A 12,049-nucleotide genomic window follows, 5' to 3' on the forward strand; every position below is an offset into this window, starting at 1 on the left:
ATTTTTCGCGTTGGCATCGGAGGAGGCTTAATAGGGAGAGACGGATTAGTGAACATTATTCTCGTTTCGGGTAGCTTAGGGAAGTCCAAAACGCTTACTCTGAGCCATGCGCAAATCGTATTTCTTGTAGTGCTGATGTTAGTGGGGATGCTGGTTTTCGCAGTCGTATTACATTATCTGACCTTGCGCCATGCCGCGACAATCAAAAGCCCTTATCTAAAGTCGCTATTACTCTCAGTGCAGGAGCAGGAAAACCACAAGCGGGAAGCCTACTTGCGCGAAAATTTGAGTGCCATGGCCATCAAACTAGGCCAAATGCAGGCGCAATTGCTGCGCCTCGAAGCTCTAGGCGACCGCCTGACCAAACAGGCCGGTTTTAAGCCCGAGGAATTCATGTTCAATCAACCTCCGGGCCGAGGCGGTGCACTTTCCGGCGTACCGCAGCATGAACTTACGCTTGGCGAATTCAGCGGTCAAATGGACAAATTGGCCAATGACCTTAACGACCGCGGCGACGAGTTGGCAATTCTCGAAACAACGCTCATGCGAGACCGCTTGAAGAAGAAACTGGTGCCGTCGACGCCGCCGGTTAATACCGGCTGGTTTTCTTCCAAATTTGGTTGGCGCATTGATCCGTTTACGGGGAATGAGGCTTTCCACGAGGGCGTGGACTTCGCGGCGCAAACGGGAAGCCCGGTGATTTCTGCCGCGGCCGGAGTGGTGATTTACTCGGATTTTCAGCCGGAGTATGGTAATCTGATTGAAATTGACCATGGCAATGGAATAACGACGCGCTACGCGCATTTATCCAAGCGCTTGGTCAAGGTCGGCGACGTGGTGCTGCGCGGAACGAAAATTGGCGAGGTGGGAAGCACAGGCCGCTCCACTGGCCCGCATCTGCACTTTGAGGTGCGCAACAAAGGAATTCCGCAAAACCCGGTAAGTTTTCTGCACATGCCGGGCTAGACTCTAGGTTTTTACCAGCGTAATGGCTGAGGGGCGAGGCGGAAGACTCCTCGCCCCTTGTGTTTTCTAATGTTGACCAATTTCCGTTTTCATGGTATCCGGCCTGCTTAAAAAAATATTCGGCAGCCGCAATGAGCGGCTGCTCAAACAATATCGCCGCACAGTGCGCGTAATCAATGCACTGGAGTCGGAGGTCGAAAAGTTCTCGGACGGGGAATTGCGCGCCAAGACAGACGAATTTCGTAACCGCGTCCAGCAGCATATTAAACAAGTCCCCAGCAAAACCGATACAGATGCCGCGCCGGGAGCCGCGCATGACGCCGACAGTGAAGCGGGCGGAACGATCCTGGACGAACTGTTGCCGGAGGCGTTCGCGGTGGTACGCGAAGCCAGCAAGCGCACGCTTGCCATGCGGCATTTTGACGTGCAGCTAATCGGCGGCATGGTGCTTCACGACGGCAAAATCGCCGAAATGCGAACCGGGGAGGGTAAAACTTTGGCCGCCACTCTGCCAGCCTATCTCAACGCGCTTACCGGGCGCGGGGTTCACGTGGTGACTGTCAACGACTACCTGGCACAGCGCGACGCCGACTGGATGGGAAAAATATACGGCTTTTTGGGTTTAAGCGTGGGCGTTAACCTCTCGCAAATGCCACACGAGGCCAAGCAAAAAGCCTATGCGGCGGACATCACCTACGGCACCAACAACGAATTCGGCTTTGATTACCTGCGAGACAACATGGTGTATCAGCCGTCGGAGCGCGTGCAGCGAGGCTTGTATTACGGCATCGTGGACGAAGTAGACTCGATTTTAATCGACGAGGCGCGCACCCCCCTCATCATTTCCGGGCAGGCGGAAGACACCACGGACCTCTATTATCGGATGAACGATTTGGTGCCCAAACTCACTCGCCAGCAGCAAGAGAATGGCCCGGGCGATTACAGCGTTGACGAAAAGAACAACCAGATATTACTTACTGAATCAGGGCATGAGCACGCTGAGAAGTTGCTGACCCGCGCGGGATTGCTGCCGCCAAGCGGCAGCCTGTACGATGCCTCACACATCAATCTGGTGCACCATTTATACGCTGCGCTCAGGGCGCACGCCCTGTTTCACAGGGACCAACATTACGTAGTGCAGGACGGCGAGGTAGTGATTGTGGACGAATTCACCGGGCGGCTAATGGCAGGACGGCGTTGGTCCGATGGCCTGCACCAGGCGGTGGAAGCAAAGGAAGGGGCGAAAATCCAGCGCGAGAACCAGACGCTCGCCTCGATCACTTTCCAGAATTATTTTCGCATGTACCAAAAGCTCGCCGGCATGACCGGTACCGCGGACACTGAGGCGTATGAATTTCAGCAGATTTACGGACTGGAAACCGTGGTGATCCCCACGCATATGCCGATGATCCGAGAAGACCGGCATGATCAGGTGTACCGCACCGCCGGTGAGAAATACCGCGCAGTGATCAACGATATAAAGGATTGTTATGCGCGCGGTCAGCCCGCTTTGGTCGGTACCACCTCGATTGAAAACTCCGAGCTGTTGTCCGGGCTGCTGGCCAAGGAAAAGCTGCCGCATCAGGTGTTGAATGCCAAGCAGCACGCGCGCGAAGCGGAGATCGTGGCACAGGCGGGACAACCGAAAGCCGTCACTATCGCCACCAACATGGCGGGCCGCGGCACCGATATCGTGCTGGGAGGTAATCCCGATCCGGAAATTAATCGTGTCCGTAACGATGAAGGCATTGATACGGCGTCAAAAGATGCCCGTATCTCGGAGATACGCAGACAATGGCAGAAGCTGCACGAACAAGTTGTGGCTGCGGGCGGTTTGCACATTGTTGGCACCGAACGCCATGAGTCGCGGCGCGTTGACAACCAGTTGCGCGGACGCTCGGGCCGTCAGGGTGATCCTGGATCCAGCCGTTTTTATCTGTCGCTGGAAGACCCGCTGCTCCGGATTTTCGCTTCTGACCGGGTGGCCGCTATTATGCAGCGGCTTAAGATGCCGGAAGGCGAGGCCATTGAACATCCATGGGTTACCCGTGCCATTGAGAACGCCCAGCGCAAGGTCGAAGCACGCAACTTCGACATCCGCAAGCAGCTGCTGGAATACGACGATGTCGCCAATGACCAGCGCCGGGTGATCTACCAGCAGCGCAGCGAGCTGCTTGAAACCAAGGATATTTCAGACACGATTCGCGCCATGCGTGAGGACGTGGTGAACGAAATCATCAGCCGCCATATCGTGCCGGAAAGCATGGAGGAAGAATGGGACGTGACGGGGCTCGAAAAAACACTTGTTGCCGAACTGCAGCTGCAGCTTCCGTTGCGCCAGTGGCTGGAGCAAGAACCCGACGTGCACGAGGAAACGCTGCGTAGCCGAATTATCGATGCGGCTCACGCGCAGTACCAGCGTAAGTTGGAGTTGGTCGGATCCGAAGTCATGCACATATACGAAAATGCGGTGATGCTGCAAAGCTTGGACAGTCATTGGCGCGAGCATCTTGCTGCGCTCGACCATTTGCGTCAAGGGATCCATTTGCGCGGTTACGCCGCGAAGAATCCCAAGCAGGAATACAAGCGCGAGGCCTTCGAATTGTTCGCCTATATGCTCGAGCTTATCAAGGCTGAAGTCACTAAAACAGTAATGACGGTGCAGATCAAGAGCCAGCAGGATGTGGAAACGGCGGAAACACCGTCGACCCCGGCAAACGTACAATACCATCATGCCGATTATGAGGAGGCGCTGGCGCAGACAGATAGCGGAACCGAAACCGAAACCAAGACCCGGCCGTTTGTACGTGGCTCGCAGAAAATCGGACGCAATGATCCCTGCCCGTGCGGCTCAGGAAAGAAATACAAGCACTGTCACGGCGCCATAAAATGATACATAAATTCCATAAATTCGATACCTGCTCACACGCTGACGCATGTATTTGTTATACATAATGCGTTAGCGAATTGTTGCGCGACGAATACGAATACATTTCGAAAGACAAAAAGGTTTTCGGTAAGCGTGCAGTAGCATTCATTGCGTACCCGTCAAGCAGGGAATTTGCACATACAGCAGACTTGGGGTTGGTTCAACTAAAAACGACTTGACGCGATTTTAAGCGTAATGGCTTTTCAATATATTCGTAGACAAGATTGCTGACAATGAGCACGATTGACACTATTAAAAAACAGGCTATTACGGCTTCCAGAAAAGATAATTGCGGTACATTCACTCCGTCAATAATTCCTTGCGGTTTTTTTAATACAAATCGGAAAAATTGGTTCGCCATCCAGACAATGGCAAAGTGGCTCATATACACGCTATAGGAAATAGTCCCGAGCCAAGTTAATGCTTTAACATTTAATAATCGTTTCAGGATGCCTTTGCTTGACGAAACCAAAGTAAAAATCAGCGCCGCCGTAAAAAAGTACGTTAAATAGTCAAATTCAAACTTTGGCTTGATCGATAGAAAAATCAGCAATCCTACAAATGAAACGATTGAAAAAATGGATGGTACATTTATTTTTGTAGTTTCCTTTAATTTTGCAGTAAGGCAGCCTAAAAAAAATCCAGTGTAGCAGTTCAGTAATGCATCAAAACCAAATGTGCTCTGGTTGATCAGCAGTAGGATCGAAATAAGAAATAAAGCGGAAAAGATGATATCTTTTAATTTCTTGAAGAAAAGTACGACGACAGCAAACAAAAGATAGGTATAAAACTCTACACTTATTGACCAAGAAGGAGCGTTAAACATTAAGGCGTGACCGGTGGGTCCGATTGCTTGTACTAAGAATATATTCTCGATTAGCGCGGGTAGAATATCACTTGTGCTGTACAGTTGGGTATTGGGACTGACAACGCCAAATTTATTAGCAACGTATTTCGCCATAACAATAACAACAAAAATGGACAAAAATAAAAGATGAACTGGATATAATCGTCCGAACCGTAAAAATTGAAAGCGCAAAAGTTGTTTGCCGTTTGTGATTTTCGTGGAGTAGGAGTAGTAAATTACGTAACCGGATAAAACAAAAAACAATTCCACCATCAAGTAGCCATTGCGAATAATTCCACAGTTATAGAAACTCGAGTTCCATTGCGACATATGAAGAATTACAACAAGCAGCGCGGCTAAACCCCTGATGCTCTCCAACTCCTGAACTTTCGTCTGACTTTGATTTGGTTTTTGCTGTGTCTGTGTCAGATTAATCATTTTGAATGGCAACAAAGCTTTTACAAGTTATGAAAACAGTGTGCGTTAAGCAGATAGGTTTAGCAAGCAACCAATATGTGCAAAGTATTGCCGACCTGCTCTGGAAAAATTGAATTTAAACTCGTTGCGTGTGAATGTTAGGCGACACAAGAATGTACTCGAGAACGCTAATTGAATACAGCCCCATAGGGTATCCGTGGCAAAATATACGGGTTGTCGTGGTATGCTGGCGTACGTGTTTACGGAATATGATTTGACAAGACCGGCGAGGGAGGCTGGTAATGTCTTTAAAAAATTTGCGCCTGTACCAATTCATGAGCCACTTAGGCTTATTGCGCCGCAGCTACCTGCTAAAGTTCATGCTGGTGGTGCTATTCGGCGCCTACCTGCCGCTTATCGCACTTGTGATGTACGTCGTCTTGTCCGAGCCTCACAGTCTGGCGGGGGTGGTGCCCGTTTTCGTGGCCGTTTTGCTGGTAATTGTCGTCGGAACAGCCGTTACCCTGTTGTTTCTAGAGGGCTTGCTTAGACCGGTGCGCCAGACTTCGCACAGCCTCAAACAGTACCTTGCCGAGCGCAGCCTGCCGAACCTGCCCACTGATTATGGGGATGAGGCGGGACAGCTTATGGCCGATGCCCAATACGTCATCACCCGGCTCGACAACACGTTGCGCGAACTTGAGAACATTTCGCTTACCGATCATTTAACCGGTATGTACAATCGGCGCGCCGGCGAACACCGCCTGTCGGAAGAAATTGCGCGGGCGGAACGGGAAAACAAGCGTTTCCTGCTCGCGTTTATTGACATCAATCTCCTGAAGCAGGTCAACGATCGGTATGGCCACGATGCAGGGGACGCCTGCCTTATCCATTTTGCTTCGCTGCTGGCGGATTGTGTGCGCAAGGGGGACTGGTGCGCGCGCTGGGGCGGTGATGAATTCCTGCTGACCGTGTACCAGCCGGACGTGGAAAATGCCCTGGTATTTAATCGTGTACTTACCGAGCTCGATTCCAAGCCTTGCCAGGTGCGCCATAATCTCACTATCCACCTGAGCGTGAGCATCGGGGTGGCCGTGTACCAGCGCGGCATGTCTGTTGAAACTCTGGTGCAGCAGGCCGACCGCGCCATGTACCAGGCCAAAGTGGAGGGTGGTGGGAAATCCAAGGTCGTTTTTTTTGGCAAATAGACGTCGCACCCCTGCCGTTCCCTAGGAACACGCATGCCGATTAACTTGATGTCGCCGGACCCGGAACAACTGTTGCCGGTGAAGGGCGTAGCATTGGGCACCGCCGAAGCCGGGATTAAAGCGCCGGGCCGCAAAGACCTGCTGGTGATGTCGCTTGCGCTGGGCTCGACAATTGCGGGGGTATTCACGCGGAACCGCTTTCGCGCGGCGCCCGTCCTGGTTAGTCTTGAACACCTGCACGCTAAACCCGAGGTGCGGGCGCTTGTTGTCAACACCGGTAACGCCAACGCCGGCACCGGCAACGAGGGCATTAACCGCGCACGCCAAACTTGCGCCGCGCTGGCAAAACTGCTGGGTTGTGAGGCGCAGGCCGTGCTTCCGTTTTCCACCGGGGTGATCATGGAACCCCTGCCGGTGGAACGTATTGTCGCCGGTTTGCCGCATTGCGTTGCCGGCTTGCGCGAAAATAACTGGCTTGACGCGGCACAGGCAATCATGACCACCGACACGCTCCCAAAAGCCCGGTCCCGGCGTGTGTCGATAAACGGAGCCGCGGTGACCATTACCGGCATCGCCAAGGGCGCCGGGATGATTCGCCCTGATATGGCAACGATGCTGGGATTCATCGCGAGCGATGCGCGCGTCAGCCAGCCCGTGCTTCAGACGGTGGTAAGCGATGCGGCTCGGGATTCGTTCAATTGTTGCACCGTGGACGGCGATACGTCGACCAACGACGCATTTATGCTGATTGCCAGCGGCCAGGCGCAGATGCAGGAAATTACACGCATCGAAAGCGGCGAAGCGACCGCTTACTGCGACGCCGTCACCGAAATAGCCCAGTGGTTGGCGCAAGCCATCGTGCGCGATGGGGAGGGCGCGACCAAATTCATCACCATCAGCGTCGAAGGCGGCAAGCACGGCGAAGAATGCAGCAAAGTGGCGTATGCCATCGCGCATTCACCTTTGGTCAAGACCGCTCTTTTTGCGTCCGACCCCAACCTTGGGCGAATTCTTGCCGCGATCGGATATGCCGGAATAGGTGATCTCGACGTGAGCAAAATCAGTCTCTATCTGGATGACGTCCTGGTGGCCGAAAAGGGCTGCCGGGCGACGCGCTATAATGAGGCGGACGGGCAGAAAGTAATGCGCAAGCAAGAAATTGGCATACGCGTACTGCTCGGACGCGGGTCGGCGAAAAGCAGAGTATGGACCTGCGATCTCTCACCCGAGTACGTGAAGATCAATTCTGAATACCGAACCTAGCGATTCCATGGTTGCAGCTAAGCGGATTAGAAACCCACAACGCGAAAGCGTTAGCACGCGGCCCGCGGCCAACGTTAAAGAGTTGAACCGAGTCCTGGAGCGCGTCAGTGCGTTCCTCGACAAACTTGAGCGCTGGTTGCCTGTACCTTCCGCGGAGCCGGACTGGAGTTCTTCAATCGCGTTCCGCTGGCGCAAACGCGATGGAAGCAGGTATCTTCAGCCGGTTTCCCACCCGCACCGCGTCCGCCTCAAGGATTTGCTGGGCATCGAGCGGCAGAAACAACTCATAGATCAAAATACCCGGCAATTTGTGCAGGGTTATCCCGCAAACAACGTGTTGCTGACTGGGGCGCGCGGCACCGGCAAATCATCACTGGCGAAAGCCGTGCTTAACAAATACGCGCCAAAAGGACTGCGCCTCATCGAGGTGGACAAACATGATCTAATTGATATGCCCGACATCGTCGAGCTGATCTACCGGCGGCCCGAGCGTTTTCTGCTGTTTTGCGATGATCTTTCTTTTGAGTCGGACGAACCGGGCTACAAAGCGCTCAAAGCAGTGCTCGACGGCTCAATCGCGGCGACTTCAGAAAACGTACTGATCTATGCGACTTCTAACCGGCGACACTTAATGCCGGAGTATATGCAGGAGAATCTGGCGACCCGCCTCGTCGGAGATGAAGTGCATCCAAGTGAGGCAGTGGAGGAAAAAATTTCATTTTCCGAACGCTTCGGGCTGTGGCTTTCGTTCTACCCGTTCAACCAGGACGACTATTTGCGAATTGTGGAGCATTGGCTGGATTACCTGGGTGTGCGCAATCCGGCTTCTACCGAAATTCGCGCAAGCGCCCTACAGTGGGCTTTATTGCGAGGCTCACGTTCGGGCCGTGCGGCATGGCAGTTCGCCTGCGACTGGGCGGGAAGGCATGGAATTAAGCCGGGATGATGAGCGCCTTCGCTGAACACGGGCAGCCGCCACTATCCGACAGCGACCTACATGGCGCTAGTCCGCTCAAAGTTGCAGCGGCAGTAATCCTTAAGCCGGACGGGCAGTTTCTCCTTGCGCAACGACCGGCCGGAAAACCCTACGCTGGCTACTGGGAATTTCCCGGCGGCAAGGTCAAAGCGCACGAATCGAGCGAGCAAGCGCTGCGCCGCGAGCTGCAGGAAGAACTGGGCATACGTGCTGAGCAAATCTACCCCTGGCTGACGCGAACCTTCTGCTACCCGCACGCGACGGTCAGGCTGTGTTTTCACCGTGTACTGCGCTGGAGCGGCGAGCCGCATGGCAGAGAAAATCAGCAGCTTTCTTGGCAACGCGCAGAGCAGGTTGTCGTTGCACCGCTATTGCCCGCAAACGGTCCGCTACTGCGCGCGCTGATACTGCCTCCGGTCTACGCCATCAGCAATGTTGCGGAACTGGGCAAGGATCATTTCATGCAGCGCCTGGAGTGGGCCTTGCAAAGCGGTTTGGGCTTGATCCAGGTTAGGGAAAGGCACCTGCCGCCGCATGAGCTCGAGAATTTTGCCGCCGCGGTGCTGCGCGCCGCGCGCCATTATCAGGCGAAAGTGCTGCTGAATGGCGATATCGGGCTTGCGCAGAAACTTGACGCGGACGGAGTGCATTTGACATCGAAGCAACTGATGGAACTTGAAGAACGTCCGCCGGTAAAATGGTGCGGCGCATCCTGTCATGACCGAGAGCAGTTGCAGCGCGCCGCACAGCTGCCGGTAGATTTCGTGGCGCTCGCGCCGGTATTACCGACGTTAAGCCACCCCGGTGCGTCCGGGATGGGGTGGGATTCGTTCGCGCAGCTCATTTCAGGATACAGTCTCCCGGTTTACGCCCTGGGAGGTATGCGCCGGGAATATTTGAACACAGCCTGGCTGCACGGGGCGCACGGAATAGCCATGATGCGCGCCGCGTGGCGCATTCCCGAAGCTCCCTAAGTCTCGTTGTCCTTTTTTTGCTGCGCAGGAATTCGGTATGATTCCGCAGCCCATTGCCCTAGATCAATAAGCTTGCAGCGTTCTGAGCAAAACGGACGGTAGCGGTTGATTGCATCCCACGGTACGATTTTCCCGCATTGTGGGCAGTTTACTGTAGGCTGTTGCGATCGTTTCACTGCAAGTTGCAGAACGTCAGCTCAAACTCTACATCAGATTCGCAAGGACGCGGCCGCTGCATTCCATCTTGGGTGGTGAACCGGATATTAAGCGCATAGCGGTTAGCACTGATTTCAGGGACGCAATGCAAAGCGTGTTGCAGCCTAATGCGCAGCAAGTGCGCCGGTTTTCCAGTGAGTACCTGCTGAAACATGCCCTGGTGTGCGACATGCATACTGGATTTCCCGCTCTCGCGCAAAAGCTTAAGCAAAATCGTGATGCAGTCGCGGATTGGCACAAACGGTGCGAGCCATTGCGCGAGATGCTGCCTGCGGCTGGCAGGGTCCTGATGCAGCCAAAAATGATAGGAAGGCAAATCGAATTCGCAGGCGCCGCCGGGGATAATGGTGCGCTGCTTAATGCTCATTAGCCATTCGTTGTCACGCATGTCCTGGCCAATCTTGCCAGACATGTCCCGCAGCTGCTTTGCGGCGTGCTCGATGTCACGCAGAACGCCGTCCAGCGCGCTCTCCGAAACGCCGGGATTGCCGTGCAATGTCTCCAGATTCTGCTTCTGCTTTTCCAGTTCCTGCAGCAGGTCCGATTTCAATTCCGAACGATTGGTCACCTCCAGCATTTCGAAAAGAAACAGCAGCGCCGTGTGATTTTCCATCGCCTCCGACTGGGCCGAGAAATATTCGACTTTACGATAAAGATCCTCCAGCCGCAGCAGGGTCCGAACGCGCTCGTTGAGTGGATATTCGTAGCTGATCACTGTCGTCTCATTTTCACTCATTAACCCGGGTTTGACAAACGGCCCATCATGACGACCGCGTCGTGTCGTGCTGCGCCAGCCCAAGGTATTTGCGGTGCAATGCTTCGACCTGCTGTTGCAGATGCTCCAGGCTGGAGTCATTCGACAAAACATCGTCGGCGAGCTCGAGCCTCGACTCGCGGCTCAATTGCGCAGCCATAATGGCGCGAACCTCGCCCTCGCCCAGCCCGCTGCGCGACAGGGCGCGCGCGATTTGCTGCTCTTCGTCGCAGTCCACGACCAACACCCGCTGTACCTGCCCGCGCAAACCGCCTGTTTCAAGCAGCAGCGGCACCACCAATACTGAATAAGGGCTCGTGCCACGCGCAAGCAGCTGCAATGCTTCCGCGCGAATCAGCGGGTGCAGTAACCCCTCAAGGTCTTTTCTTGCGCGTGGCTTGGAAAAAACGTGTTTGCGCAGCTGCGCGCGGTCCAACGAGCCGTCGCTTGTGAAAACATTATCACCGAAGTGACGGCGAATCGCCGCCAGAGCAGCCCCACCGGGTGCGGTTAGACGATGCGAAATGGCGTCAGTGTCCACGACTTGAACGCCGCGCTCGGCGAACATTCGTGCGGCACTGCTCTTGCCACAGCCGATACCTCCGGTCAAGCCTACCGTAAAGGGCATAGCAACGTGCCAATGTAGTCGACGTGGCACAGCTGATGTCCCCAGACCAACACAATCAGACCGGCTGCGGCGAGATACGGGCCGAATGGAATCGGAATATTGCGGCTTTGGTCTTTGACGAAAATGAGCACAATGCCAACGCTTGCGCCGACTAGAGACGAAATCAGAATCACGGGCAGCAGCATTTGCCAACCAAGCCACGCGCCTATTGCGGCTAGAAGTTTAAAATCTCCATACCCCATACCCTCCTTGCCGGTCGCCCATTTGAATAGCCAGTAAACGCACCATAACGCGAGATAGCCCGCGATGGCACCGATGACCGCTGATCTCAAATCATTAAATAACGCTCCCAAATTAACCAGCAAGCCACACCACAACAGCGGCAGGGTGATACTGTCAGGAAGCAACTGGGTGTCAATATCGATAAACGCCAGCGCAATCATGCACCAGGCAAATACCATGACCGCAAGCGCGGCTACGTCGTATCCGAACTGCCAGGCGATAACCGCGGTCACGACACCGCTTAACGCTTCTACCAGCGGATAGCGTTTGGCGATCCGAGTGCCGCAGCCTGAGCATTTCCCCTTTAGAAACAGATAGCTGATTACAGGTATATTTTCCAATGCCGTAATAAGCTTGCCGCAGTGTGGGCACGTCGACCGCGGGATAATGAGGTTGAAGCGTGGCGCGGCAGCCAGTGGCTCGCCTTTGAGCTCCGCGCACTGCTGGCGCCATTCCCGTTCCATCATCTTCGGCAGGCGGTACACGACCAGGTTTAAAAAGCTACCCACCATCAGGCCCAGGATCAGACACAGCGCGGTAAACAGGTAAGGCGTAGTTTGCAGGAATTGAAGTGTTGCCATCGCCTTAC

Annotated in this window: 11 protein-coding genes; 6 read left to right on the forward strand and 5 right to left on the reverse strand. The window is 54.3% G+C overall.

Annotation, left to right across the window (positions count from 1 at the left end):
• Nucleotides 1–48: 48 nt before the first annotated feature.
• Both VLV32_05235 and secA read left to right on the forward strand, forming a co-directional pair.
• A complete protein-coding gene (locus tag VLV32_05235; GenBank protein ID HUL41292.1) occupies nt 49–966 on the forward strand; it encodes a M23 family metallopeptidase in 918 nt (305 codons plus the stop codon).
• Between the two features lie 91 nt (nt 967–1,057).
• Nucleotides 1,058–3,859: a preprotein translocase subunit SecA gene (gene secA / locus VLV32_05240; GenBank protein ID HUL41293.1), complete on the forward strand. Its 2,802-nt coding sequence runs from the start codon at nt 1,058–1,060 to the stop codon at nt 3,857–3,859.
• Between the two features lie 196 nt (nt 3,860–4,055).
• Here the strand turns inward: secA and VLV32_05245 are convergent, their stop codons facing one another.
• Nucleotides 4,056–5,180, reverse strand: a complete 1,125-nt coding sequence (locus tag VLV32_05245; GenBank protein HUL41294.1) for an acyltransferase — start codon at nt 5,178–5,180, stop codon at nt 4,056–4,058.
• A 281-nt stretch (nt 5,181–5,461) separates the two neighbouring features.
• Between VLV32_05245 and VLV32_05250 the strand changes: the two genes are divergently transcribed.
• Genes VLV32_05250 through VLV32_05265 form a run of 4 tightly spaced genes read left to right on the forward strand, consistent with a single transcriptional unit; the run spans nt 5,462 to nt 9,580 of the window.
• Entirely contained in the window at nt 5,462–6,367 is a 906-nt protein-coding gene (locus tag VLV32_05250) for a diguanylate cyclase (protein ID HUL41295.1), read from the forward strand.
• Nucleotides 6,368–6,400: 33 nt separating this feature from the next.
• On the forward strand, nt 6,401–7,630 hold the full coding sequence (argJ, locus tag VLV32_05255; GenBank protein HUL41296.1) for a bifunctional glutamate N-acetyltransferase/amino-acid acetyltransferase ArgJ: 1,230 nt from the start codon (nt 6,401–6,403) through the stop codon (nt 7,628–7,630).
• 7 nt (nt 7,631–7,637) lie between these two features.
• On the forward strand, nt 7,638–8,576 hold the full coding sequence (locus tag VLV32_05260) for an ATP-binding protein (protein ID HUL41297.1): 939 nt from the start codon (nt 7,638–7,640) through the stop codon (nt 8,574–8,576).
• Entirely contained in the window at nt 8,573–9,580 is a 1,008-nt protein-coding gene (locus VLV32_05265) for a Nudix family hydrolase (protein ID HUL41298.1), read from the forward strand. Before VLV32_05260 ends, VLV32_05265 begins: the two co-directional genes overlap by 4 nt.
• On the opposite strand, the gene yacG is transcribed toward VLV32_05265, so the two are convergent.
• Genes yacG through VLV32_05285 form a run of 4 tightly spaced genes read right to left on the reverse strand, consistent with a single transcriptional unit; the run spans nt 9,577 to nt 12,041 of the window.
• Entirely contained in the window at nt 9,577–9,756 is a 180-nt protein-coding gene (gene yacG, locus VLV32_05270; GenBank protein ID HUL41299.1) for a DNA gyrase inhibitor YacG, read from the reverse strand. The genes VLV32_05265 and yacG overlap by 4 nt on opposite strands.
• Nucleotides 9,753–10,511: a cell division protein ZapD gene (zapD, locus tag VLV32_05275; GenBank protein HUL41300.1), complete on the reverse strand. Its 759-nt coding sequence runs from the start codon at nt 10,509–10,511 to the stop codon at nt 9,753–9,755. Before zapD ends, yacG begins: the two co-directional genes overlap by 4 nt.
• A 46-nt stretch (nt 10,512–10,557) precedes the next feature.
• Entirely contained in the window at nt 10,558–11,178 is a 621-nt protein-coding gene (gene coaE, locus VLV32_05280; protein ID HUL41301.1) for a dephospho-CoA kinase, read from the reverse strand.
• Nucleotides 11,163–12,041 carry an A24 family peptidase gene (locus VLV32_05285; protein HUL41302.1) on the reverse strand — a complete coding sequence of 293 codons (879 nt, stop codon included), beginning with the start codon at nt 12,039–12,041 and terminating at the stop codon, nt 11,163–11,165. The genes coaE and VLV32_05285 overlap by 16 nt, the downstream gene beginning before the upstream one ends.
• Nucleotides 12,042–12,049: the final 8 nt, after the last annotated feature.

It is taken from the genome of Burkholderiales bacterium, from assembly GCA_035518095.1.
Taxonomy (GTDB): domain Bacteria; phylum Pseudomonadota; class Gammaproteobacteria; order Burkholderiales; family JAHFRG01; genus JAHFRG01.